This is a genomic window from Nonomuraea terrae (assembly GCF_004348995.1).
Taxonomy (GTDB): domain Bacteria; phylum Actinomycetota; class Actinomycetes; order Streptosporangiales; family Streptosporangiaceae; genus Nonomuraea; species Nonomuraea terrae.
In genome coordinates this window covers 1-24,889 of sequence record NZ_SMKQ01000134.1, presented here as the reverse complement: position 1 = coordinate 24,889, position 24,889 = coordinate 1, and the positions used below count along the sequence as shown (strand labels likewise).

Annotated in this window: 20 protein-coding genes; 14 read left to right on the top strand and 6 right to left on the bottom strand. The window is 74.3% G+C overall.

Annotated features, from left to right (window positions below):
- A partial coding sequence (locus E1286_RS48220) for a carbon-nitrogen hydrolase family protein (protein WP_223190587.1) occupies positions 1 to 1,021 on the top strand: 1,021 nt, incomplete at its 5' end.
- Positions 1,022 to 1,046: 25 nt separating this feature from the next.
- Here E1286_RS48220 and E1286_RS31715 read toward each other — a convergent pair.
- Complete coding sequence (locus E1286_RS31715) at positions 1,047 to 1,781, bottom strand: GNAT family N-acetyltransferase (protein ID WP_132618280.1); 735 nt, start codon at positions 1,779 to 1,781, stop codon at positions 1,047 to 1,049.
- A gap of 78 nt (positions 1,782 to 1,859) precedes the next feature.
- Here E1286_RS31715 and E1286_RS31710 point away from each other — a divergent pair, with 78 nt between their 5' ends.
- On the top strand, positions 1,860 to 3,341 hold the full coding sequence (locus E1286_RS31710) for a PucR family transcriptional regulator (protein WP_165970004.1): 1,482 nt from the start codon (positions 1,860 to 1,862) through the stop codon (positions 3,339 to 3,341).
- A gap of 8 nt (positions 3,342 to 3,349) precedes the next feature.
- On the top strand, positions 3,350 to 3,733 hold the full coding sequence (locus tag E1286_RS31705; RefSeq protein WP_223190585.1) for a VOC family protein: 384 nt from the start codon (positions 3,350 to 3,352) through the stop codon (positions 3,731 to 3,733).
- 99 nt (positions 3,734 to 3,832) lie between these two features.
- Here E1286_RS31705 and E1286_RS31700 read toward each other — a convergent pair whose 3' ends face one another.
- A complete protein-coding gene (locus E1286_RS31700; protein ID WP_132618276.1) occupies positions 3,833 to 4,576 on the bottom strand; it encodes a TetR/AcrR family transcriptional regulator C-terminal domain-containing protein in 744 nt (247 codons plus the stop codon).
- A gap of 111 nt (positions 4,577 to 4,687) precedes the next feature.
- Here E1286_RS31700 and E1286_RS31695 point away from each other — a divergent pair, with 111 nt between their 5' ends.
- Complete coding sequence (locus E1286_RS31695) at positions 4,688 to 6,034, top strand: serine hydrolase domain-containing protein (protein ID WP_246075391.1); 1,347 nt, start codon at positions 4,688 to 4,690, stop codon at positions 6,032 to 6,034.
- A 69-nt stretch (positions 6,035 to 6,103) separates the two neighbouring features.
- Positions 6,104 to 10,513, top strand: a complete 4,410-nt coding sequence (locus tag E1286_RS31690) for a cation-translocating P-type ATPase (RefSeq protein WP_132618272.1) — start codon at positions 6,104 to 6,106, stop codon at positions 10,511 to 10,513.
- A gap of 4 nt (positions 10,514 to 10,517) precedes the next feature.
- On the opposite strand, the gene E1286_RS31685 is transcribed toward E1286_RS31690, so the two are convergent.
- Positions 10,518 to 11,903: a PhoX family protein gene (locus E1286_RS31685; RefSeq protein WP_132618270.1), complete on the bottom strand. Its 1,386-nt coding sequence runs from the start codon at positions 11,901 to 11,903 to the stop codon at positions 10,518 to 10,520.
- 139 nt (positions 11,904 to 12,042) lie between these two features.
- On the opposite strand from E1286_RS31685, the gene E1286_RS31680 reads away from it, so the two are divergent.
- Positions 12,043 to 13,389 (top strand): amidase, encoded by a 1,347-nt coding sequence (locus E1286_RS31680; protein WP_132618268.1) that lies wholly within the window; start codon positions 12,043 to 12,045, stop codon positions 13,387 to 13,389.
- On the opposite strand, the gene E1286_RS31675 is transcribed toward E1286_RS31680, so the two are convergent.
- Positions 13,383 to 14,339 (bottom strand): GlxA family transcriptional regulator, encoded by a 957-nt coding sequence (locus tag E1286_RS31675; RefSeq protein ID WP_132618266.1) that lies wholly within the window; start codon positions 14,337 to 14,339, stop codon positions 13,383 to 13,385. The genes E1286_RS31680 and E1286_RS31675 overlap by 7 nt on opposite strands.
- A gap of 83 nt (positions 14,340 to 14,422) precedes the next feature.
- Here E1286_RS31675 and E1286_RS31670 point away from each other — a divergent pair, with 83 nt between their 5' ends.
- The 3 genes from E1286_RS31670 to E1286_RS31660 all read left to right on the top strand — a co-directional run bounded on the left by E1286_RS31670 (position 14,423) and on the right by E1286_RS31660 (position 16,849).
- A complete protein-coding gene (locus E1286_RS31670; RefSeq protein ID WP_132618264.1) occupies positions 14,423 to 15,061 on the top strand; it encodes an HD domain-containing protein in 639 nt (212 codons plus the stop codon).
- A 92-nt stretch (positions 15,062 to 15,153) separates the two neighbouring features.
- A complete protein-coding gene (locus E1286_RS31665) occupies positions 15,154 to 15,456 on the top strand; it encodes a hypothetical protein (protein ID WP_132618262.1) in 303 nt (100 codons plus the stop codon).
- A gap of 190 nt (positions 15,457 to 15,646) precedes the next feature.
- On the top strand, positions 15,647 to 16,849 hold the full coding sequence (locus tag E1286_RS31660; RefSeq protein WP_132618260.1) for a glycerophosphodiester phosphodiesterase: 1,203 nt from the start codon (positions 15,647 to 15,649) through the stop codon (positions 16,847 to 16,849).
- Positions 16,850 to 16,946: 97 nt separating this feature from the next.
- On the opposite strand, the gene E1286_RS31655 is transcribed toward E1286_RS31660, so the two are convergent.
- Positions 16,947 to 17,750 (bottom strand): SAM-dependent methyltransferase, encoded by an 804-nt coding sequence (locus E1286_RS31655; RefSeq protein WP_132618258.1) that lies wholly within the window; start codon positions 17,748 to 17,750, stop codon positions 16,947 to 16,949.
- Between the two features lie 130 nt (positions 17,751 to 17,880).
- Between E1286_RS31655 and E1286_RS31650 the strand changes: the two genes are divergently transcribed.
- A complete protein-coding gene (locus tag E1286_RS31650) occupies positions 17,881 to 18,522 on the top strand; it encodes a carbonic anhydrase (RefSeq protein WP_132618256.1) in 642 nt (213 codons plus the stop codon).
- Between the two features lie 58 nt (positions 18,523 to 18,580).
- Here E1286_RS31650 and E1286_RS31645 read toward each other — a convergent pair whose 3' ends face one another.
- On the bottom strand, positions 18,581 to 19,558 hold the full coding sequence (locus tag E1286_RS31645) for an L-threonylcarbamoyladenylate synthase (protein ID WP_246075390.1): 978 nt from the start codon (positions 19,556 to 19,558) through the stop codon (positions 18,581 to 18,583).
- 397 nt (positions 19,559 to 19,955) lie between these two features.
- Between E1286_RS31645 and E1286_RS31640 the strand changes: the two genes are divergently transcribed.
- From E1286_RS31640 to E1286_RS31625, 4 genes are all read left to right on the top strand, one after another.
- Positions 19,956 to 21,191, top strand: a complete 1,236-nt coding sequence (locus E1286_RS31640) for an alanine racemase (RefSeq protein ID WP_246075389.1) — start codon at positions 19,956 to 19,958, stop codon at positions 21,189 to 21,191.
- Between the two features lie 14 nt (positions 21,192 to 21,205).
- Positions 21,206 to 22,582: a diaminobutyrate--2-oxoglutarate transaminase family protein gene (locus tag E1286_RS31635; protein WP_132618252.1), complete on the top strand. Its 1,377-nt coding sequence runs from the start codon at positions 21,206 to 21,208 to the stop codon at positions 22,580 to 22,582.
- Positions 22,579 to 24,225 carry a pyridoxal phosphate-dependent decarboxylase family protein gene (locus E1286_RS31630; protein ID WP_187368250.1) on the top strand — a complete coding sequence of 549 codons (1,647 nt, stop codon included), beginning with the start codon at positions 22,579 to 22,581 and terminating at the stop codon, positions 24,223 to 24,225. Before E1286_RS31635 ends, E1286_RS31630 begins: the two co-directional genes overlap by 4 nt.
- 5 nt (positions 24,226 to 24,230) lie before the next feature.
- Positions 24,231 to 24,889 (top strand): IucA/IucC family protein (locus E1286_RS31625; RefSeq protein WP_281282791.1); only part of this gene is annotated, 659 nt, incomplete at its 3' end.

The window sequence follows — 24,889 nt, the reverse complement described above, 5'->3', positions numbered from 1 at the left end:
GTACCGCCCCCTGTCCCGCACCACGACCTGGCCCCGGGAATCCCGCCAGACCCTCACCGGCGACTCCTCCGGCTCGGACGTCATGATCGCCGTCTACACCCCGGCCATCGCGGGCGGTACGGACGTCCGAGACGGCGCGGGTCTCCCGCCGTCGCCTCCAGCCGGGACCCGGCTCGTGGTGCTGCCCGCCTTCCACCTGACCCGCGGCGTGCCCGACCCGGCTCAGGCCCGCGCCGTGCTGGACGGTCTGTCGTCCTGGTGCGCGCGGCACGCCTGCGAGGCGGTCACCGCCCTGGCCCTGCCGTCTCGCCATGACGAGCCGGAGGTCGTCGCGGTGACGGGCGTCGCCTCGGATGCGGGCGTGGCGGCCGCGGTGGGTGCCGGTGGGGTGCGGTACGCCGTCGTCCTGGTCGGGGGCGAAGGGGTGATCGCCCGTCGGGACGTCACCCATCTGGGCCCGCACGCGTCGTGGGCGGAGCCGGGTGAGGAACCGCCGCGGACCGTTCGGCGGCCGTGGGGGACGCTGGCTCTGCTGGCGGGGGAGGAGTTGGCGCCGTTCGAGCCGTCGCGCGTGGCGGCGGTGGAGGGTGCCGACGTGATCGCCGTGCCGGCCGCGGTGTCGTGGCCGTTCCCCGTGCCCTCCGACGGCACCCGGGTGCCGCTCGAACCGGAGGAGCTGCGCCGTCCCGACCCCGCCTTCGCCCATCCCGCGCGACTGCGGGCGGGCGACTCCCACGTGTGGGTGGCCCTGGCCAACGCCGGCCCGGTGCCCGGCGGCGTGTTCGCCCCCGATCACGTGGCGGTGCCGCGCCGGGAGGTCCTCGCCACCGAGCCGGGCTGGACCTCGCTGTCCTGCCCGCTGAGCGGCCCCGACGACATGGGCGCGGTCTGCGCGGCGAAACCCCAGCTGGCCCGCCGGCGCGCCGACCTGTTCACCGCGACCCTCCTCGCCCCGGTGACCCTCCTCCCGGAAAGCCCGGCGATCGGGACCGGCGCGGGCCAGAGCCCGGTGACGGGCTGACGCCGGCGACGCAGCCGGGCTCCGGTCAGAACGACAGCAGATCGAAGGTGCCCGCGGTGCGGAAGCCGATGCGGTGGTAGAGCGATTCGGCGACGGAGGTGGAGGTGAGCGCGGCGGTGCGCACGCCGCGCTCGCGGGCCAGGTCGAGCGCGGCGGTCGTCAGGGCGGAGGCGACACCGCGGCTGCGCTGCTCGGGCTGGGTGCCGACGAAGTAGAGGGTGAGCAGGTCGTGGCTCAGCCAGGCCACCGTGGTGCCGGCGAGCACGTCGTCGTCGAGGCGGGCGGCCAGCCTGATCACCGTGCCGTCCGCGGAGAACGCACTCTCCCGCTCGATCGCGGCGGCGACGCCGGCCCGGCTGATTCCGGACACCCGGCCGTAGGCCGGGACGAATTCCGACAGGTCGGTGGTCTCCGTGATGCGCAGCCCGGCAGGCATGGGCGCGGATGCCGCCCGGTCTGTCGCCACGGTCATGATCGGCATGCGGGAGAGGCGGACGGCGCCGAGGGACAGCAGGGCGTCCGCGGTGCCGGCGTCGCTGTCCGGGCCGGCCCACCAGATCCGCGGCACGCCGTCGAGGCGGTCACGAGCCTCGGCGAGCGCGTCCCGCGGGGCACGCCCGCTCACGCGCAGCACGCCGTTCAGCGGCGCGTGCGGCACCTCGCTGCGGTAGATCGGCAGATCGTCGCTCGCGGGCGCGCCGACGTTCCAGCCGAGAAGGTACGCGCGGTGCGCCGCGAGCACCGTGTCGAGCGATTCCACCCGACGATGGTAGGGGGACGCGTACCAAGGCGTGATGGCGGGCGGTGCGGGCTCGCGGTGTCAGGGAACGGTGAAGGCATGGCGGTGACGCTCAGGCAGCTGGTGGCCGATGCGCGGCTGGGGCTGCGGGTGGTGTTCGGGCACGAGGGGCTCGATCATCCGGTGCGGTGGGTGGCGGTGTCCGAGCTGCCGGATCCCGGGCCCTGGCTGGGCGGCGCCGAGCTGCTGCTGACCAGCGGCATGTGGCTGCGGGACGAGCCCGACAGGGCGGCGGCGGCCGAGCGGTGGGCCGACCGGCTGGCCGCCGCCCAGGCCAGGGCGGTCGGGTTCGGGCTCGACCCGTGGTTCACCGAGATCCCCGCCGAGGTGGTCGCCGCCACCCGCCGCCACCGGCTCACCCTCCTGGAGGTGCCGGTACGCACGCCGTTCGTGGCCGTGGACCGTGCGGTCGCCGACCTGAACGCCGCCGAGGCGCGCAAGGAGGCCGAGCAGGCCAGGAGAGTGCAGCAGCGGCTCGCGGAGGCGGGGCGCGCCGGACGCCAGGCGGTCATCGACCGGCTGGCCCGCGAGCTGCGCGGATGGGTGGCCGTCCTGGACGCCGGGCACGCGGTGACCCTGCGCGCGCCCCATGACGCGGGGCCGTCCGGAGCGGCGCTCGCCGCCCTGGCCCGGCGCGCCGACCGCCAGTCGCTGCACATGCTCCAGGACGAGCTGGACGGCGTGCCGGTGACCGCCGTACCGCTCGGCCCGGCCAGGGAACGTCGCGGCACGCTCTGCGTCGGCGCGGGCATGGTGGCGGAGCGGCCGAACTGGACGGCCGGCATCGTCGGCACCGCCGCGGCCCTGCTCACCGTGCTGGAGCGGGGCGGAGAGCGGGAGCTGCGCGGCGTGGTGGGGAACCTGCTCGCCGAGGGCGACGTGCGCGCGGCGGCCAGGGTGGCGGCGATCGTCGAGCTTCCGCTGCCGTCCGAGATGATCGCCGTGGCGCTGACCGGGCCGGGACACCGCCAGGCCACGGCCCGGATCGTCGCCGCCGGGGGCTGGCCCGCCTCCCGCGACCCGGCGGTGGTGCTGGCGACGCCCGGCTTCGGCGAGGAGCGGCTGCCCGGCCTGCTGGGGAGCGCGCGTGCCGGGGTGTCATCGCCGAGACCGCCCGAGCAGGCGGTGGCCGGGATCAGGGAGGCGCTCCTCGCCGCCGGTCTGACCAGACCGGATCGTCCCGTGGTGCGCTACGCCGACACGCCCGCCATGGAGCTGGACCGCCTGCTCTCCTCGTCCGGCGCCGTCCGTTTCGCCGACGCGCTGCTCGCACCGGTGAACGCGGCGCCGGACGCCGCCGCCCTGCTGACGGCGGCCAGGGCGTGGGTGGCGGCCAACTACCGCTGGGACCCCGCGGCCGCCGCCGCCGGGGTGCACCGGGAGACGATCCGCGCCCGTCTGAACCGCCTCGCCGCCCTGGCCAGCCTGAACCTCGACACCCCGGGCGACCGCCTCGCCTTGTCCCTGGCCCTCAGCGTCCTCCCCACCACCACCCACCAGGTGACGCCGCCCCAGAGGTAGGGTCGAGCATGCGATCTCGAACGAGCGGCATGTGGTGGGGCACCGCGATCGAAGCGCCGGACCCGGCAGCCCTGGCCCGCTTCTACGCCGGACTGCTGGAGTGGCCGATCGTGCACGAGGAGCCGGGGACGGCCGTCGTCGCCCCGCCACAGGGGTCCGTGTACATCGTCTTCCAGGAGGCCACCGGCTACCGGCCGCCCGCGTGGCCGCCGGCCGGTGGAGAGCAGCGGCCGATGATGCACTTCGACTTCCAGGTGAGCGACCTGGACGAGGCGGTCGTCGAGGCCGTCGCCATGGGGGCCCGCCTCGCGCCGGTCCAGCCGCAGGAGAACGTACGCGTGCTCTTCGACCCCGCCGGGCATCCTTTCTGCCTGTGCCGCGACGACGGCTAGTCGTTCGCGACGGGGTGCGGCGGTCGCCGGCCGACGGCGAAGCCGCCGGCCAGGACTCACGCGTCACCCCTACGGGTCACTTCGCTCCGGCACGCCCGGTCAGACCCGGTTCGCCTCCTGGCCGGCGAGCCGGGCGGTCAGCCCCTGCAGCACGCAGTCGAGCCCGGTGGCGAACGCGCCGTCGCGGTCTCCGCGCGGGTCGCGCCCCCGGCGGGCGGCGTACAGGGCGCGCAGCCTCGGATGGTCGCGTACGGCGTGCTCGGCCGACGGCCACAGGCGCTCGGCCCACTCCCGCTCGCTCCGCCCGCTGCGCGCCAGCGTGGCCAGCCACGCGGCCTCGCTCGCCGAGATCCCGACGACGTACGCCACGACGGTGTTGACCGCCTGGTCGGCGGCCTCCAGGGACAACCCCGCCTCCTCGAAGACGGCGAGCATGGCCTCCGACAGCCGCGACATGTTGGGCCCGAGGTAGGCCACGCCCGCCTCGCCGAGCACCGAGACGATCCACGGGTGGCGCAGGATCGTGGCACGCATGCTCGCGGCGCAGCGCGCGACGGCCGCCCGCCAGCCGTCCGGGTCGCCGGTGCGCGGGGCTTCGACCTCGCCGTAGACCTCGTCCACGACGAGCTCGATCAGCTCGCTCTTGGTGGCCACGTGCGTGTACAGCGAGGTGGCGCCGGCCTGCAGTCGGGCGCCCAGCTTGCGCATGCTCAGGGCGTCGACGCCCTGAGCGTCGAGCAGGTCGAGCGCGGCGGCGACGATCTGCGCCCGGTTGAGCGCCGGCTGCTCCCGGCCCTGCCGCCCGGGGCGCATCCACACCGACGGGACCTTGTCGCCGGCCATGTGACCTCCTCCTCACGACGCTGCCTGAACAGTGTACGGGTTGCGCACGCTGTGCTGAGATCCGTACAGTGTGCGGAATCTTCCGAACACTGTACGGACAGGAGCTCTTCCGTGATCTTTTTCGACAGCGAGCGCTGGCAGGCCAGGCTCGACGAGCTGCGCGCCGCCCACGGCGTCCCCGGCGCGGCGCTGGCCGTGCTGGCCGGCGGGACCGTGCACGAGCTGGCCGCCGGAGTGCTGCACCGGGGCACGGGAGTGGCGGCGCGGCCCGGCTCGGTGTTCCTGGCCGGGTCGCTGGCCAAGGTCTACACGGCCACGCTGGTCATGCAGCTCGCCGACGAGGGCAGGCTCGACCTGGACGCGCCGGTGGTGAGCGCCCTGCCGGAGTTCGCCACGCCGGAACCGCGCGCCACCGAGGCCGTCACCGTCCGCCGGCTGCTCTCCCACACCGGCGGTCTGACGAACGACTTCACCTACGACTCCGGGCGCGGCGACGACTGCCTCGCCCGCTACGTCGCGGCCCTGCGGGAGGTGCCGCTCGACTGCCCGCCCGGGAGCGCGCTGTCGTACGGCAGCTCCGGCTACGTCGTGCTGGGCCGCCTGGTCGAGGTGCTCACCGGGCTGACCTGGGACCGCGCGCTGCGCGAACGGCTGCTGGACCCGCTCGGGCTGGAGCACACGATGACGCTGCCGGAGCAGGCGCCGCGCTTCCGCGTGGCCATGGGACACATCGGCGCCGACCCGGCTCCGGTGTGGGACGCCATGCCGCGCTCGGCGGGGCCGTACGGGAGGATCATCGTCTCGGCCGGGGACGTGGCCCGTTTCGCCCGGATGCACCTGGACGGCGGGGTGGCACCCGGCGGCGCCCGCGTCCTGTCCGAGCGGGCCGTCGCCGCCATGCGGGCCCGCCACGCCGACAGCCCGGACCCGTGGTCGATGTCGGCCGACGGCTGGGGCCTGGGCTGGACGCTGCACGACTGGGACGGCGTCCCCGGCTTCGGCCACGACGGCAGCGCCGTCACCCAGCACGCCTACCTGCGCGTTGTCCCCCACGCGGGGGTGGCCGTGGTCCTGCTGGCCAACGGGGGCCGGTTCGCCCGGCTCTACGCCGACCTGTGCGGGGAGCTGCTGGCCGAGCTGGCGGGCGTGCGCCTGCCGCCGCCGTTCGCGCCGCCGGCCGTTCCGCCGGAGGCCGACATGTCGGCGCTGGACGGCGTCTACCGGCGGGCGGGCGTGGTCATCACCGTCGGCGGCGGGCGCATCCGCTACGAGTTCGTGGACGGCATGGAGGGCCTGTCGCCGCCGCTGGAGGCCGGGCTCGTGCCGGTGTCGGGGAACGTGTTCGCCGCGAGCGGCGGCCCGTTCCGCGAGGACCACGTGCCCGTCGTCTTCGGCGCGCTGCCGGACGGCACCCCGTGCGTGTACGTCAGCATGCGCTGCGCCCCGAAGGCCGAGTAGTTCTCTCGGCCAAAAAAGATCTATGCATGAAATCCCGCTATAGAGGTCTGTCGGGGTACGAGTTCCCGCATGCTCGGACAGTTCACCCGTTCGCTGCGTGCCGTGGCCACGGCCGTCGGCTCGCTTGGCGGGCGCTCCACCTGGCGCTATCCGGGCCGCGTCCATCTGGAGCTGCTGCGCCGCCCCGTCCACGAGACGGAGATCGAGCGCCGGCTGCAGGCCGTGCCGGGCGTGCGATGGGCCCGGGTGAACGCGCCGCTGCGCCGCGTGATCGTCGCGCTGGAGGAGGAGCCCGCCGAGATCCGCGCCCTGATGCGGGCGCTGGACGAGGCCGAGGCCCTGGTCGAGGAGAAGGTGGTACACGAGCCGCCACCCGGCGTGGTGCTCGCGGCCGACCTGGGCGGCATCCTCGCGACCGGCGTCGAGTGGCTGATCCGGCGCACCCCGCTGCCCGCCGAGGCCCCCGGCCTGGTGTCGCTGGTCGACAACCTGCCGAGGCTGCGGGAGGCCATCGACGCGTCCATCCCGTTGCCCGCGCTGAAGTCGTGGCTGCCCGTGGCCGGCGCCGCCGTGCAGGGCCTCGCGCCGGGCGTGACCGGGCTGGTCGTCGACGTCACGCAGCGCCTGGTGCAGCTGCGCGAACGGCACGCCATCGAGAGCGCCTGGGCGGGGGCGCACGAGCACCTGACCGCGACGCCCGAGCGGGCCGCGGCCGGTGAGATCCCCGCGCAGCGGCCCTGCCCGCTGCCGCCCGGCCCGGCCGAGCGCTACGCCGACCAGCTGCTCACCGGGGCGCCGCTGGGCGGCGTGATCGGCTCGCTGCTCAGCACGAACGTCCGGCGCGGCCTGCAGACGGCGATGATCTGCACGCCCCGGCCGGCGTTCGCGGGCCGGGAGATGTTCGCCGCCGAGCTCGGCGGCGTGCTGTCGCGCAGGGGCGTGGTGGTCGCCGACTGCGAGGCGCTGCGCCGGCTGGACCGGATCGACACCGTGGTGCTCGACGAGGACGTCCTGCTGTCGCCGCGCTCCGTCGTCGACGAGGTGCGCCCGGCCTCCGGGGCGGACCCGGAAGAGGTGACCACCTGGCTCTACCGGCTGTTCGACCCCGACCGGCCGCAGGCCGCCCAGGAGGAGGGGCCGTGGCGGCTGCGGGCCAAGGGCGACCGGCTCACCCTCACCCGCGACGGACGCCGCCAGGCGGTGGCCGAGACGCGCCGGCAGCGCTCGCCCGCAGGGCAGGCCGTCGTCGCCGCCGTCCGCGCCACCGGGCTCCGGCTCGTCGTACGGCCGGGCGTCACCGCCGCCGAGATCGCGACGCTCCAGTCCGAGGGTGCCGCCGTCCTCGTGGTCTCCCAGGACGCCCACGCCCTCGCCCAGTCCGACTGCGGCATCGGACTCCTCCCGCCCACGCACCGGCCCACGCCGGACGGTCCCTTGGAGGGGGACGGGGAAACCGGACGCGGCGGCGCGCCCGAGGCCGCCCGGCCGGCCGGAGACGGTGCCGGTGCGGGCGAGGGGGCCGAGTGGGACGCGCATGTGCCGTGGGGGGCTCATCTGTTCGTGGAGAGTGATCTGCGAACGTTGGTGCCGGTGATCGCGGCCGTGCCGGCGGCGCGGGACGTGGCCGCCGACGGCGTGCGGCTGGCCCGCGTGGGCACCGGCGTCGGCGTGCTGTTCACCCTCACCTCGCACGCCCGCCGGTCGGCCGGCCGCGGACTGGCCGGCGTGCACATCGCCACCTGCCTCGCCATGGCCTGGGGCGCCTGGCGCGCGTGGCGGGCAGCCAGCACCTCCGTACGGCTCGTCCCCGACGACCGCCCCTGGCACGCGATGCCGGTCGAGGCGGTGCTGCGCGAGCTGGACACGGACGCCGGCGGCCTGAGCACCGAGGAGGCGGCCAGGCGGCATCGCCCCGTCGCCGCGGACCGGCGGCCCTCCCTGCTCCGCGAGACGGCGGCGGAGCTGGCCAACCCGTTCACGCCGGTGCTCGCGGCCGGCGCGGTGGGCTCGGCCGTGGTGGGCTCCCTGGTGGACGCGGCGCTGGTGTCCGCCGTCGTGGGGGCGTCGGCGCTGGCCGGGGGCATGCAGCGGCGGGCCGCCGCCCGCACGCTGGCCGAGCTGTCCCGGCACGTCAGCGTGCCCGCGAGGGTGCTGCGCGACGGTCGGGCGCACGACGTCGGGGCCCGCGACCTGGTCCCGGGCGACGTGGTGGAGCTCTCGGCCGGTCAGGTGGTGCCCGCCGACTGCCGCATCCTGACGGCGGACGGGCTGGAGGCGGACGAGTCCGCACTGACGGGCGAGTCGCTGCCGGTGTCCAAGGCCGCCGCGCCGGTCTTCGCCAGGGAGGTCGCCGACCGTACGTCGATGCTCTACGAGAGCACGTCGATCGCGGCGGGCAACGCCACGGCGGTGGTGGTGGCCGTGGGGGAGGCCACGCTGACGGGCCGCGCCATGGCCGTCGCCGAGGAGGAGGCCCCGCGCAGCGGCGTGGCCGAGCGCCTGGCCAGGATCACCCGCGCGACCACGCCGATCGCGCTCGGCTCGGCCGCCGCCGTGACGCTGGCCGGTGCTGTACGGGGCCGCCCGCTTCGGCAGACGCTCGGCGAGAGCGTCAGCCTCGCCGTGGCGGCCGTGCCCGAGGGGCTGCCGCTGCTGGTCAGCGCGGCCCAGCTGGCGGCCACCCGCCGGCTGTCCGCGCACGGCGTGCACGTACGCGATCCGCGCACCATCGAGGCGCTCGGCCGGGTGGAGGTGCTCTGCTTCGACAAGACGGGCACGCTGACCGCGGGCCTGATCCGGCTGACCCGGGTGTGCGACGCCCGCCACGAGGTGTCCGTACGGGAGCTGGGCGGACTGCGCGAGGTGCTGGCGGCCGGGCTGCGGGCGACGCCCGGCGAGGAGGGCAACGGCCAGCACAGCCATCTCACCGACGCGGCCGTCGCCGCCGGCGCCAAGGAGGCACGGGTGACCCGCAGGACCGGCGCGCGCGGCTGGCGGGAGCTGGCGGCGCTGCCGTTCGAGCCGTCGAGGGGCTTCCACGCGACGCTCGGCAAGGCGGGCGGCCGCACTCGGCTGCTCAGCGTCAAGGGCGCGCCCGAGACCGTGCTGCCGCGCTGCACCCACCTGCTCGTGAACGGCGAGGTACGCGACCTCGACCGCAAGGAACGGCGGCGCATCGAGGAGCGCGTGGAGCGGCTGGCCGCCGCCGGGCACCGCGTGCTGGCGGTGGCCGAGAACCGCACCGAGGCCGCCGACCTCGACGACGCCGACGTGACCGGCCTGACCTTCGTCGGGCTGCTGGGCCTGGCCGACACCGTACGGCTCACCGCCAGCCCGGCGGTAACCCGGCTGCGCGCGGCGGGCGTGCAGATCGTCATGCTCACCGGTGACCACCCCAGCACGGCCGCCGCCATCGCCGCCGAGCTGATCGCCGGCGAGCCCGTCGTGGTCACCGGCGCCGACCTGGACGCCCTGGACGACGCCGGGCTGGACGAACGCCTCCCGACGGTCGACGTGGTGGCCAGGTGCACGCCGGAGCAGAAGGTCAGGGTCGTGCGCGCGTTCCAGCGGCTGGGCAGGGTCGTCGCGATGACCGGCGACGGCGCGAACGACGCCGCGGTCATCCGGCTGGCGGACGTGGGCATCGCGCTCGGCCTGACGGGCACTCCGGCGGCCCGCGCGGCGGCCGACCTCGTGGTGAGCGACGACCGGCTGGAGACCATCGTCTCGGCTCTGGCCGAGGGCCGTGCCATGTGGGCGTCGGTGCGCGAGGCGCTGGCCATCCTGGTGGGCGGCAACCTGGGCGAGATCGGCTTCACCCTGCTCGGCGCGATCGTCACGGGCGGCTCCCCGCTGACGGCCCGCCAGCTGCTGGTGGTCAACATGCTCACCGACCTGGCACCCGCGCTCGCCATCGCGCTGCGCGCGCCCACGCCGGAGGAGGCGGCGAACCGGCTGGAGGAGGGCCCGGAGCGCTCGCTGGGCCGGGCGCTCACCCGCGACATCGTCCGGCGGGCGCTGGTCACCGCGGCCGGCGCCGGACTCGGCTGGACGGTGGCGCGCTTCACCGGGACGGCGGCGCGGGCCCGTACCGTGGGCCTCGTCGCGCTGGTCGGCACCCAGCTCGCCCAGACGCTGCAGGCCGCCGGGCGCGATCGTACGGTGCTGCTCAGCGCGCTCGGCTCGGCGGCGGCGCTGGCCGCGATCGTGCAGACGCCCGGCGTCAGCCACTTCTTCGGTTCGGCCCCGCTCGGGCCGGTGGCCTGGGCGACCGCGCTCGGCGCGGTGGCCGCTGCGCTGATCATCGACCGGCTCGTCCAGGGCCCGGTGGACAGGGCCCTGGACGGGTACGCGCTGCGTGAGCCGGGCCGAAAGGAGCCGGGCCGGGAAGAGCCGGGCCGGGACGAGTCGGGCCGGGACGAGTCGGGCCGGGACGAGTCGGCGCGGAAGGAGCCCGCGCCGAAGGTCGCCTACGCCTGACGGGTCACAGCGAGCCGTCCTGCCAGGGGCCGGTGATGGCGAAGGTGATGCCCGGCGACTGGATGTTGGCGAACAACCATCCGCCGTCGTTGGTGTCGAACACCGAGCCGCACCACTCCGAGCCGGTGTAGTTCCCCGGGGCCACGTTCTTGCCGGGCACGCCGCCGTCCGGGATGACGACCGCGTTCTCCGCGAACGGGAAGATCTCCCCGTCGGTGGTCAGGCCGTGCAGGAACTCCACGCCGGAGCCGTCCTCGCACAGCACGATGCCGCCCCGCGGGCTGACGCAGATGTTGTCGGGGTTGTTCAGCACGGCGGCGTTCGGCGAGGCGAACAGCACGCGCATGGTGTTCTCGGCGATGTCGTACTCGAAGACCTGTCCCTGACCGATGGGGCCGCCGCTGGTGCTGACGATGTAGATCTTGCCGTCGTGGTACCAGGCGCCCTCCAGCCGGTTGAACGACGCGCCGCCCTTGGCGACGCCCTGCCGCACGACGCTGGTCTCGCCGGGGCAGGGGTCGGGCTCGTCGATGACGACCCACCCGATCTCCGGATAGGTGACGCCCGTGCCGTCGGCGTAGGTGACGTACGCCGAGGAGCCGATCGTCATCATCTCCAGCACGCCGCCCTGCGACAGGTCGCCCCTGACCTTCGGCCGGAACCGGTAGAAGCCGCTGGGCGTCGCGTCCTCGGTCTCGTAGACCCAGCCGGTGCGCGGGTCCACCGCCACGGCCTCGTGCGAGAAGCGCCCCATCTCCTTGTACGGCTCGGCGCTGCTGACGCCGTCGTGCGGGACCTCGAAGATGTAGCCGTGCCGGTACTCGCCGTTGATCTCCGTGGTCTCCTCGCAGGACAACCAGCTGCCCCACGGGGTGGGCCCGCCGGCGCAGTTGCGCACGGTGCCGCCGAGGCTGGCCCAGCTGTCCAGGAACTCGCCCGTGCGCGTGTCGAAGATCAGCGAGGTGGTGCCGCCGCCGGCTGTCGGGTTGTAGGCCGGGTCCACGAAGGCGCCGTTCAGGCTGCCCAGCTCGTGGTTGCGGACCAGCACGGTCCAGTGGCCCTTGCCCGTGCCCTTGGTGCGCGCCTTGAGCGCGCCGCTCGGCCGGAACGCGGCCATCCCGTCGTGCGCTCCGGGCGTCGGGCGCCCGTCGGTCATCGGGTCACCGGTCCATCCGTGGGTGACGTACTCGAAGCCGCGCGGCAGTTTCAGCAGCTCCAGCCCGGTGGTGTGGTCCTTCACCGGCGCGAGGGGGCCGTAGTCGGGGCTGAAGGGCCGCTTCACCATGGTGGAGGCGTCAGCCGTACGGGCGGACAGGGCGGCCAGCGGGCCTGCGGCGACCACGCCCAGGGTGGTGGCTGCCAGAAATCCGCGGCGGTCTAAACCGGTCATCTTTCGCTCCTTGCTCAGCTGTTCGACGTGCGCCACAGGCCACGCTCGGTTCCCTCCATGTCCGTACGGCAAAGCCGGGATGACGCCGTACCGAACGCAGCCTGAGAGTCGGTTGGGGGACTGCGGGTAGCGGGACGGGGTGGACGAGTGGTGCTATCTGCCGGCGAGGGAGCTCGCGGAACGGCTGCGCCGGCGGGAACTCACCGCCGTGGAGGTCCTCGACGCCTACGCCGAGCGCGTCGGAAGGCTCAACCCCTCGCTCGTCGCGATCGTCGCCGCGGACTTCGACCAGGCCAGGCGGGCCGCCGCCGAGGCCGACCGGCGGCTCGCGCGCGGCGAGGAGGCGGGGCCGCTGCACGGCGTCCCCATGGTGGTCAAGGACGGGCACGACGTCGCCGGGCTGCGCACCACGCTCGGCACCGAGCTCTACGACCGCGTCCCCGACCGGGACGGCACGGTCGCCGCCCGCCTCCGCTCGGCCGGCGCGATCCCGTTCGGCCACAGCAACGTGCCGCCCTTCCTGGCCCGGTACCGTTCCGAAAACGCGATCTTCGGGCGGAGCGACAATCCCTGGGACCCGCGCCGCACGCCCGGGGGCTCCAGCGGCGGTGGCGCGGCCGCGCTCGCGGCGGGGCTGACCCCGATCGAGGTCGGCTCCGACTACGGGGGCTCGCTGCGGCTGCCGCCGCACTTCTGCGGCGTGTACGGCCTCGTGGCCACCGAGCACCGCGTGCCGGCCACGGGGTTCTGGCGACCGCTTGAGGGCCGGGCGCGTGGCACCCGCATCCTGATGTCGTTCGGCCCGATGGCGCGCGACCTCGACGACCTGGAGCTCGTCCTGCGGGTGATCGCCGGGCCCGACGGGCGCGACGGCGAGGTGCCGCCCGTGCCGCTGCGCGAGCGCCGCCGCCGTACGCTGCCCGAGCTGCGGCTGGCCGCGGTGCCGGAGCTGCCAGGCGCGTCCGTCGCGGCGAGCCTGCGCGCCGAGGTCGAACGCGTCGCCGCCCAGGCGTCCGACGCCGGCGCCCGCGTCGAGGAGCGGCTGCCGCAGGTCGACTGGGACGAGCAGCGGCTGTCCGCCGAGCTGATGGGGGCGGCCACCGGGGTGTTCGACCCCGACGCCGTCCTGCCCGACGCCCATCGCGGCCTGGCGTGGTACCTGCGGGCGCTCGACCGGCGCGACCGTTTCGCGGCCGCCTGGCACGACTTCTTCGCCGGGTACGACGCGCTGATCCTGGCTCCGGGGACGACCACCGCGTTCCTCCACGACAGCACGGACGACGAGGGGCAGGACCGCCAGTTGGTGTTCACCAACCTCGCCGGGCTGCCCGCGCTGACCGCGCCCGCCGGCCGTGACGAGGCGGGCCTGCCGATCGGCGTGCAGCTCGTCGGCCCGCCCTGGTCGGAGATCCGGCTGATCGAGATCGCCGCCGCGCTCGAGGAGGCGGGCATCCTGCCCGGCTTCGCCCGGCCGCCCGGCTACTGAGCCGTCATGCTGAAGTGTCTGCGGTAGCGGCTGGGCGCGACGCCGAACCGCCTGGTGAACGTCCGCCGGAACGTCTCCGGGCTGCCGAACCCGCTGAGCTGCGCCGTCTCGGTCACGTTGTAGCCGGAGTCGAGCAAGGACTTCGAGGCTTCGAGACGTGCCAGCTCGATGAACCGGGCGGGTGAGACGCCGAGCTCGGCCGCGAAGAGCCTGCCGAGATGCCGGGGGCTCACCATGGCGATCGCGGCCAGCGAGGCGACCGTGTGGTCGGCGCCCGGATCGGCCTCGACGGCCTCGACGGCCGCGCGCAACGCCGGCTGGCGAGGGACCGGCGTGCGGAGGGGCGCCGAGAACTGGGACTGCCCGCCGGGCCGCTGCATGTAGACGACCAGCGCGCGGGCGACCGAGCGCGCGACGTCGGGGCCGTGGTCGGCCTCCACCAGGGCGAGCGCCAGGTCGATCCCGGACGACACCCCGGCCGACGTGTACACCCCCTCGTCCGCGACGTAGATCGCGTCGGGCTGCACGTCGATCGCCGGATACGCGCGCGCCAGCGTCTCGGCGTGCCGCCAGTGCGTGGTGGCCCGCCGTCCGTCGAGGAGCCCCGCCGCGGCCAGGACGAAGGCCCCCGTGCAGACGGAGGTCACCCGCCCGGCCCGTGATGCGAGGCGGGCCGCGCTCTCGCGCAGCTCCGGCTCGACGGGCTCGCCGACGAGCCGGTCGCCGCCGGCGACGACCAGGGTGTCGATGCGTTCGACACCCGTCCCGTCGCCGTCGACCGGCAGCAGCGGCCCGACCGACGTCGTCACGGGAGTGCCGCCCGGGGACACGTGCCGCACCCGGTACGCCGCTCCGTGCTGGTTCGCCTCGGTGAAGACCTCGGCGGGGCCGGAGACGTCGAGGAGCTTGACTCCGTCGAAGACCAGGAAGGTGACGTTGTGTCCGTCCATGCCCTCATCGTATGTCCGGAATTGAGGGGTATGCGTCCAGGAGGACAGCGCGGCTCCTGCGCCCCGCGCCGGACGCTGGGGACATGACAGAAACCATCGCCGGCATCGCCATCCCCGACACAGCGCTCGTCCGCGAGGTGACGGAGTTCATCCGCGACACCGAGGACGACCTGCTCTACCACCACTCGCGCCGGGTCTTCCTCTTCGGCGCGCTGCAGGGCCGGGTCCGCGGGCTGCACGCGGACCTCGAGCTGCTCTACACGGGCGCGATGTTCCACGACATCGGCCTGACCGACGCCTACCGGGAATCCCAGCTGCGCTTCGAGGTCGACGGCGCCAACGCGGCCCGCGACTTCCTCAAGCTGCACGGCGTCCTCGACTCCGACGCCGACAGGGTGTGGCTCGGCATCGCGCTGCACACGACCCCCGGCGTCCCCGAGTTCCTCGACCCCGTGGTGGCCCTGGTGACCGCCGGCGTCGAGACCGACGTGCTCGGCATCGGGTACGACAGGCTGACGGCGGAGCAGCGGGCCGCGGTGACCGCGGCGCACCCGCGGCCGGACTTCAAGCGGCGCATCCTCAAGGCGTTCACCGACGGCAACGTCCACCGCCCCCAGACGACGTTCGGCAACGTCAACGCCGACGTCCTGGAGCACTACATGGACGGCTACAAGCGCGACGACTTCGTGCAGGTCATCCTCGACAATCCGTGGCCCGAATAGCCCCTGGGCAAGAGGGGGCAAACTTCCGGCACGGCCGGTGACTCCGCGTGGCGCCTGGTGAATATACCCATGACTCTTGCGAGGAGATATTGATGACTTCTGCCACCGAACACCAGCAACACGCCGCACACGACCACCGGCACGCAGAGGGCTGCGGCCACGTCGCCGTGCCGCACCAGGACCACGTCGACTACGTGCACGACGGCCACCTGCACCGGTCGCACAACGATCACTTCGACGAGTGCGACACCACCGCGCACAGCGAACACGGCGAGCACGCGCACCAGCACGAGGCGGGCTGCGGCCACGTCGCGGTCCCGCACCAGGACCACATCGACTATGTGCACGACGGCCACCGGCACGCCTGGCACGACGGGCACTGGGACGACCACTGAGCTGGTTGCGCCGGCAGGCATGACGGGGGGCGCCCACCGAGGACGGTGGGCGCCCCCCGTTGTACGGGCTGCTGGCATGATCGACCGAAAAGTCGGAAATATGCCGCTTGATCGCCAATATCGGTTCACCGGGGGGAGTGGTGCCGGCTGAATACTCGGCGGGTCATCACGACCGTCGAAAGGATCCGACATGACATTCCCCTCCGTGCGCCGGGCCGCGCGAGCGCTCGTCACCGTCGCCGCGCTGGCGGCGGGCATGACGGCGGGCTTGACGGCCGGCACCGCGCATGCCGCCGACGACCCCAGGATCGAGCAGTACCGGCAGGCGCTGGCCGCGCTGAAGCCGCTGACCCGGCAGCCGGTGTGCGACCAGGTGCCCGAGCCGGAACGCTGGGAGCACGCGGGCACCCCCGACCAGGGCTCCGCCGACGTGCTCATCTCCGCCCACCGGGGCGCCAACACCCTCGCCCCCGAGAACACCCTGAAGTCGTACGAGTACGCCTTCGCCTACGGTGTGGACCTGGTCGAGGTCGACGTCCAGCAGACCCGCGACGGCCGTTTCGTCGCGCTGCACGACTCCACGGTGGACCGCACGACCGACGGCACCGGCGACATCGCGGACCTGACCTTCGACGAGGTGCGCGCGCTCAACGCCGCCGACTACGCCCCCTGGAAGGGCGGCGCGTACGACCACTCCCGGATCGCGTCGCTGGAGGAGATCCTCGCACTGGCCCAGCGGGTGGGCGGCGGCCTGGAGCTCGACATCAAGGGGTCGGTGACCGAGGAGGGCAAGGTGGCCGAACTGGTGGGGCGGTACGGCCTCATCGAAGAGTCGATCTTCAACTCGGCAGACTCCAGGATCTTCGTCGCCGAGCCCGGCGCCCGCCTGATCTACAACCGCGACACCTGGGAGCCCGGGTTCCTGATCAACGAGGTCGGCCAGGTCTTCAAGGTGTTCGGCTCGCGGCTGGACGAGTACACGCCCGAGTCCGTCGCGGCCGCCCACGACTCGTGCGCGGTGATCATGCCGCACGCCTACGACGCGGGCCCCGACCAGGAGGTGGCGCAGTTCCAGCACGCGCGCGCGATCGGCGCCGACGGGGTGCAGACCAACCAGCCGGCCCTCATCGTGGCCGCCGCCGGAGAGGCGGTCGACTCCGAGCTGGTCGTCCGGCATCAGGGCACGGCCGGCACCGTGTGCCTGGTGAACGCCGGCAACGGCCTCGGATTCCCCGGCAAGACCGTGCGGCTGGCGAAGAGCGGCCGCTCGGCCGACCTGACCACCGGGTACGACGGCTGCGCGGCCGTACCCGGCGTGAACTGGCGCGGCGCGTCGGTGTCGTTCGCCGGCGACGGCGCCGTGCACGCCTCCCGCACCCGGCTCGCCGGCTGAGCCCGACGACGCCGCTCCACCGGCTCGGGGCTGGTTCGCCCGGCGACACCGCCACCAGCCCCGAGCCGAGGGCGACGAACGCGCGGTGACCCGCGGATCAGGGCTTCCGGCCGATTCCCGCGTAGAAGAAGGCGTCGGCGTCCGTCATCCCGGATTCGCCGTCGGGACGCCAGCGGTGTGTGGCGGTCAGGCCGGGTTCGATCAGTTCCGTGCCCTCGAAGAAGCGTTCGATCTCCGTCCTGGTGCGGATCTGCGCCGGGGTGCCGCTCTGCCGGTAGACCGCCACGGCGTCGTGGGCGGCGGGGTTGAAGTCGGGCGTGGCGTGCGAGAGCACGAGGAAGCTGCCGGGCGCGAGCCGCTCGACCATGGCCCTCACGATCTCCTGCGGCTTGTCCTCGTCCGGCAGGAAGTGCGTCACCGCGAGGAGGGACAGGGCGACGGGCTCGTCCAGGTCGACGGTCTCGCGCAGGCGGGGGTCGTCGAGAACGGAGTCGTGACGCAGGTCGGCGTGCACGTAGGCGGTGCTGCCCTGCGGGCTGCCGAGCGTCAGCGCGTCGGCGTAAGCCAGCACCGTCGGGTCGTTGTCCGCGTAGACGACGCGGGCGTCGGGTGCCACCTCCTGGGCCACCTGGTGCAGGTTGGGCTCGGTGGGGATTCCCGTGCCGATGTCGACGAACTGGCGTATGCCGTACTCGGAGGCCAGGGTTCGGGTGGCGCGGTGCATGAAGTCGCGGTTGGCGCGTGCGCCGGTGACGATGAAGGGGAAAACCTCCTTCACCTTCTCGGCGGCCTGCTGGTCCACGGGGTACCAGTGCTTGCCGCCGAGGTAGTAGTCGTACATGCGGGCGGAGTGCGCTCGGCTGGTGTCGATCTGCGGGGGCTGCCGGCCGGAACTGTTCATCGCTTGGAAGCTATCAAAGGGAGGCATGGGCGCTGAAGGGCTCGCGTGGGTGCTCCGGAGGGTGATCGGCGAATCGCCGGTCGTGGTGAGACGACGCCGATGCGTGCGGGGGCCGATCTAGGCTTTGGTCATGGCCGAGATCGGATACCCGACCTCCAAGGAAGCCTTCGAGCTGCTGCTCGACGGTAACCGGCGCTTCGTCGCGGGCGCCCCGGAGCACCCGAACCAGGACGCCACCCGCCGCGCCGAGATCGCACCGGGCCAGCGCCCGTTCGCCGTCCTGTTCGGATGCTCCGACTCTCGTCTGGCCGCGGAGATCATTTTCGATCGTGGCCTGGGTGACCTGTTCGTGGTGCGCACCGCGGGCCACGTGATGGGCGCGGAGGTGCTCGGCAGCATCGAGTACGGGGTGGACGTGCTGGGCTGCCCGCTGGTAGTGGTCCTCGGCCATGACTCGTGCGGCGCCGTGGGCGCCGCGTGCGCGGCGCTGGAGGACGGCATCGCGCCGGCCGGGTATGTCCGGGACGTCGTCGAGCGGGTGACGCCGAGCGTGCTCGCGGCGCGGGCCGCGGGTCGCGTGCAGGCCGACGAGATCCTGGCTGAGCACGTGAGGCACACGGTCGACCTGCTGTTGGATCGCTCTCGGGTGCTCGCCGGGCGGGTCGGCGCGGGCCGCGCCGCCGTGGTGGGCCTGTGCTACCGCCTGGCCGACGGCAGCGCCCAGGTGGTGGCGGCCCGCGGCCTCGAAGTCACCGCCGGCTCCGTGTCGTGACCGAAGCTCCGCCGGCGGTCGCACAGCCATGTCACACCGCCTGGCCCACCGGTCCGGGTCACTCGGAGGGCCGGGGGCCTGCGGCGCGGCGGAGCCGGTTGGCGATCGCCAGTCCCAGCCCCTCCTCGACCGGCAAGGACGCGACGATGAGGTCGCATCCCCGCTGGTCGAGCTCGCGCAGGAACCCGTACAGCCCGCGCGCGTAGGCGACCATCGAATCGGGCACCGCCACCACGGCATGCGCCTTCACCGGGGCGTCGGCGAAGGAGGGGGGAAGGAAGACGCCCACCTGGTGCCCTAGCTCCTGCGCGAGCTCCGCTTCGGTAACGACCTTCTCGGGCTCCACCAGGACGACGCGCGCACGCGGCGCGTAGTGTGACGGATGCTGGCCCGGCACCCGAATGCGGCTCGTCGAGTGGACCGCGAGCCGGCGCCCCAGCACCGCTTCCAGGTCCTCGCGCGTCACCCCGCCGGGCCGGAGGACACTCGGGATCTCGCCCGTGGCGTCGACGATGGTCGACTCGACGCCGACCTCGCAAGGGCCGCCGTCCAGCACGAAGTCGACGGCATCACCGAGCTCCGCCCGGACGTCGTTCGCCGTTGTGGGACTGACCGAGCCGAACCGGTTGGCGGACGGGCCCGCGACGCCGCCGCCGAAGGCCGACAGCAGCGCGAGTGCGACGGGGTGGTCGGGCACGCGCACGGCCACCGTCTCCAGACCACCGGTCGCTTCGAGGGACACCCGGCCCCCGCGGCGCAGCACCAGCGTGAGCGGCCCCGGCCAGAAGCGTTCGGCCAGCAGGCGCGCCGTCGCGGGCACGTCCTCGACCCACTCGCCCAGGTGCTCCGCGCCGCCGATGTGGACGATCAAGGGGTGGGTGGGAGGCCGCCCCTTGACCTGGAAGACGCGCGCGACAGCGGCGGAGTCCTCGGCGTTGGCGCCGAGACCGTAAACGGTCTCGGTGGGGAAGGCCACCAGGCCACCGGCGCGCAGCACGCCGGCCGCCTTCTCGATGTCACTGTTCGTTGCCGTCACCTTCTCCATCTTGGCACTGTCCCGCTGGGCCTCCGTCCCTCCACCGGCCCGCCCGTCGTCGCGAGCCGTGGCCCGGCGCCTGTACTGGTTCGATCTTGGCAATCGGCAGGTGCACGCCGTTCAGGCCGGAAGCTTCGATCGCCCCGGCCGGGGTGTACGGAGTCGTCCTGTGATCACACCCTTGCCAAGCCTTGGGTGAAAGTTTAGGTTAGCCTTACCTAAATTCGGCTGTGCCGAAGTCTGGGCCGTCCGTTGTCGCACACCAGTTGTCGCACACCCAAGTTGTCGCACACCAAGGGGAACCGTGCCGTTCGCCGGACCACCGCCCGTCCCCCCGTCAACCAGGATCCTTGCATTCCAGCCTCGCTCCGTCGCGTCACCTCGGAGGCAGATCGCCGTGTCCATCCAGCTTCCGCCCTCCGCCGCGCCGCGCTCCGCCTATCCGGTGGACGTGCTGCCCCCGGAGCTGCGCCGCCTCCTCCTCTTCCTCGGCAAGGCAGGCCCTCCGGTCTGCGCCTACGTCTACGACGGGAACGTCGCGGCCGACCGGGCCCGTGAGCTGCGCTCGGCGCTGCCTCCGTGGGCGGCGGTGTACTACGCGGTCAAGGCCAACTCCTTTCCCGGCGTCGTCGCGGCACTCGCGCCGTACGTGGACGGGTTCGAGGTCGCGTCCAAGGCGGAGCTGGAACTGGCCTTGCGCGCCAAGCCCGCCGCCGGTCCCCCGATCGTCGCCGCCGGGCCCGCCAAGTCGGTGCCCGTGCTGACCGCCCTGGTACGGGCCGAGGTGGAGGCGATCAACGCCGAGAGCCTGCTCGAACTGCATCGGATCAGCCGCATCGCCGTCGCCGAGGGCCTGCGGGCACGCGTGGCGCTGCGGGTCAACCCGGCCGAGATCCCCGTCACGGGGTCGCTGCACATGGGCGGTCGACCGTCGCAGTTCGGCGTGGCCGAGCCCGACGTGCCCGAGGTGCTGAGCCAAGCCCTCCGGCTGCCCGGCCTCGACGTGGTGGGGTTCCACGTGCACGCGGTCTCCGGCAACCTCGACGCCGACGCCCACGCCGCGTACCTGCGCTGGTGCCTGGAGTGGAGCGCGCGTACCGCCCGCGCGAACGGCGTGGACCTGCGCCACATCGACATCGGTGGCGGCATCGGCGTCGCGTTCGAGGGCGAGAAGCCGTTCGACGTGGCCCGCTTCGGCGAACTGGCCGCGCGGGTCGAGCCGCCGCCAGGCGCGAAGGTTCTGCTGGAGCCCGGCCGGTACCTGGTGGCCGACTGCGGCTGGTACGCCGCCGAGGTGACCGACGTGAAGACCTCGTACGGCACGTCGTTCGTGGTGCTGCGCGGCGGCATCAACCACTTCCAGCTCCCCACGTCGTGGGACATCGTGCACAACATGGCGGTGCTGCCCGTCGAACGCTGGCCCGAAGGCTGCCCGCGCCCCGTCGCGGAGAACACCGAGGTCACCGTGGTCGGCGAACTGTGCACGCCGGAGGACACCTTGCTGCGCGACGTCCGGGTGGACCGCGTCCGCGCGGGTGACCTGGTCGTCTTCCCGTACGCGGGGTCGTACGGCTGGGAGTTCGCCATGCACCGGTTCCTCGCCCATCCCGTGGCCGAACGCCACCTGCTCTGACTCTGGGGGATTCGATGACCACATATCCGGCCGACCTGGTCGGCCCCGCCGCCGTGCTGCGCCGGCAGCGCGATCGAGAGTCCTCGGCGCGCACCTATGCCCGTTCTTTTCCGATCGTCCCGGTCCGCGCGGAGGGCATGGTGGTCGAGGGCGCCGACGGGCGGCGCTACCTCGACTGCCTGTCCGGGGCCGGCACGCTCGCTCTCGGTCACAACCATCCGGTGGTGCTGGAGGCCATCCGGCGCACGCTGGACGGCGGCGCACCCCTGCACGTGCTGGATCTCGCGACCCCGGAGAAGGACGAGTTCACCGAGACGCTGTTCGCCACCCTGCCCGCCTGCTTCGCCGACCACGCGCGCGTCCACTTCTGCGGACCCGCCGGGACCGACGCCGTGGAGGCCGCGCTGAAGCTCATGCAGACCGCCACCGGCCGGCGCGGGCTGCTGGCCTTCACCGGCGCGTACCACGGCATGACCATGGGCGCCCTGGCCGCCACCGCCAACGTCGCGGTCAAGGAGCCGGTCGCCGGGATCGCGGCGGACGTGACCCGGCTGCCGTACCCGTACCCGTACCGCTGCCCGTTCGGGGTCGGCGGCGAGCGGAGCGCGGAGCTGTCGGCCGCGTACGCCGAGCGGCTGCTCGACGACCCCGCGGGCGGGGTCGTCCCGCCCGCGGCGATGATCCTGGAGGCCGTGCAGGGCGAGGGCGGCGCGGTGCCCGCGCCGGACGGCTGGATGCGTGAGATGCGGCGGATCACGGCCGAACGCAGGATTCCGCTGATCGTCGACGAGGTGCAGACCGGCGTCGGGCGGACGGGAGCGTTCTGGGCCGTCGAGCACAGCGGCATCGTGCCGGACGCCGTCGTCATGTCGAAGGCCATCGGCGGGGGCCTGCCGCTGGCCGTGATCGTGTACCACGAGGACTACGACGGCTGGCTACCCGGCGCGCACACGGGCACGTTCCGCGGCAACACCCTGGCGATGGCGGCCGGGACCGCCACACTCCGCCACGTCGTCGGGGAGGGGCTCGCGGACCGGGCTGCGTCGGTCGGCGCGCGGATGGTCGCGCGGCTCGACGCGCTCCGTGCCGAGCTGCCGGCGATCGGCGACGTGCGGGGGCGGGGGCTGATGATCGGTGTCGAACTGGTGGACCCGGCGGCCGCCCCCGACGTCTGCGGGGCCCGCCCGTCGGCACCCCGCACGGCCGCCGCCGTACGGGCCGCCTGCCTCGACCGCGGCCTCATCGTGGAGCTGGGCGGGCGGTACGACTCCACCCTGCGCCTGCTGCCGCCACTGGTCATCACCGACGAGCAAGTGGAGACGGTGCTGGACCGGCTGGCCGACGCCCTCGCCGAGGTGACGGCTCCGCTGGCGGCCGGGCGGGGCGCATGACCGGCGGCTACGACGAGCGCGGCCCGCACAGTGAGCGCACGGCGATCCGCGCCCGCCGAGACCGTGCCACCCGGGCCGGCGCCGTTCTCGATGACGGGGCGGCCGCCCTGGCGGGCGGCGTGTCGGGCGGTGCCGCGCCGGCGGGCGGCGTGACCGGCGGCGCCGCGTTGGAGCGCGCGGTGCGTGCGGTGCTCGGCGCGCTCGCCGGGGGAGCGGCGCGACGAGCGGGCCCCATCCCCGCCGGCTCGCCCGGCGAACTGGCCGCCCAGGTCGCCGCCGCCCTCACCCCCGCGCCCGCCCTCGACGGCCGGCACGGCCGCACGGGCGAACGGGACGACGACCTGGGCGGGTTCGCGGAGTTGGGGCGGTTGGCCGGGTTGCTGGCCTACGGAAGCGCCGATCCGGCCGACCCGGCCTGTGCCGCGCACCTGCACTGCCCGCCGCTCGCCGTGGCGGTCGCCGCCGATCTCGCGGTCTCCGCGCTGAACCCGTCGCTGGACTCCTGGGACCAGGCGCCCGCCGCAACCGAGATGGAGAAGCTGCTGGTGACGGAGCTGGCCGAGCTGGCCGGGTACCCTGCCGGGGCCGCCGGCGTGGTCACCTCTGGCGGCACCGAGTCCAACCTCATGGGCCTGATGCTCGCCCGCGATCATGTGCTCGGCGCCGCGACCGGACTGCCGATCCAGCTCAGCGGGCTGTCCGCGACCGGCCCCAGGCCGCGGATCTTCGCCTCCGCCGCCGCGCACTTCTCGGTGCGCCGGGCCGCGGCCCTGCTGGGGCTCGGCGAGGACGCGGTCGTGCGCGTCCCGGTGGACCGCGAGCTGCGCATGCTCCCCGACGGCCTGGCCGCCGCGCTGCGCGACAGCTCGGCACGCCGGAGCGAGCGTCCGATCGCCGTGGTCGCCACGGCCGGCGCCACCGACACCGGGGCGATCGACCCGCTGGAGACCTGCGCGCGACTGGCCGCCGAGCACGGCGCCTGGCTGCACGTGGACGCCGCCTACGGTGGCGGCGCGCTGCTGTCCGACCGGCTCGCGCCGCTGGTGGCCGGGATCGAGCTGGCCGACTCGCTCTCCCTGGACTGGCACAAACTGGGCTGGCAGCCGGCCGCCGCGGGCGTGTTCCTGGTACGGCGTGCCGAGACGTACCAGTCGCTGGCCCGGCGGGCGGCGTACCTCAACCCGGAGGACGACGAGGAGGCCGGCTACACCAGCCTGCTGGGGCGTTCGCTGCGCACGACCCGGCGTGCCGACGCGTTCAAGATCGCTGTGACGCTGCGCACGCTCGGCCGGGACGGCCTCGGTCGCCTCGTCGACGCCTGCCACGACCTGGCCCGCGAGGCAGCGGCGGCGGTGCGCGCCCATCCGCGGCTCGAGCTGCACGCGGACCCCGTCCTGACGGCGCTCCTGTTCCGCTATCTGCCCGCCGATCCCGCACGCGCGGACCAGGTGAACGCCAGGCTCCGGCGGCGGCTGCTCCGCGAGGGCCGGGCGGTCGTGGGCCGCACCGAGCTGCCCGGAGAGGGGCCCGGCCGGATCAGGCTCAAGCTCACCCTGCTGAACCCGTACACGACCGGCGAAGAGGTGGAACGCCTCCTGCACGCGGTGGCGGCGGCGGGCCGGGCCGAGGAGGAGGCCCTGTGAAGCGGATGGATGCGGACCCGATCGACCACGCCGATCCCGGGCGGGCAGGAGCGGCGGCGGCCATGGAGACGCTGCTCCGGGCGTACGTGCGGGAGACCGCGACGCCGGTGCCGGACGCCGGAGAGCAGCTGGTGCTCACGTTCCCGGCCAGCGGGGTCACGGTCGGCATCCGGGTGCGCCACCGGTCGGCGACGGGCTGGCACCGCTTCGGTGAGCCCTCCGTCCTGACCCCGGAAGCGGTGCGGCCCGCCGACGCGGCGCTCGTCGCGGCCGCGGCGATCCGGGAGACCGTCGTGGTGCGGCGGCTGCCGGCCCACCTAGGCTCCGACGCCGTCGCGCGGGTGCTCGACTCCGCCCGGCGCACCGCCGCCCACCTGGCCAGGCGGCGCGCGGAGGGCGACGCGGGGATGACGCCGTTCCTCGACGCCGAGCGGGCACTCCTGCTGGGCCACCCGTTCCATCCGGCGCCGAAGAGCCGCGAGGAGGCGTCCGTCGCGGAGCTGGACGACTACTCACCTGAGCTGCGCGGCAGGTTCCGCCTGCACTGGTTCGCCGCGGCGCCGTCCGTCGTGGCGGGGGAGAGCGCCGACGGCCGCACCCCCGCCGAGCTGTGCCGGCACCTGGCAGCCGGGGTCGAGCCGCCTCCGGGGATGGTGCCCCTGCC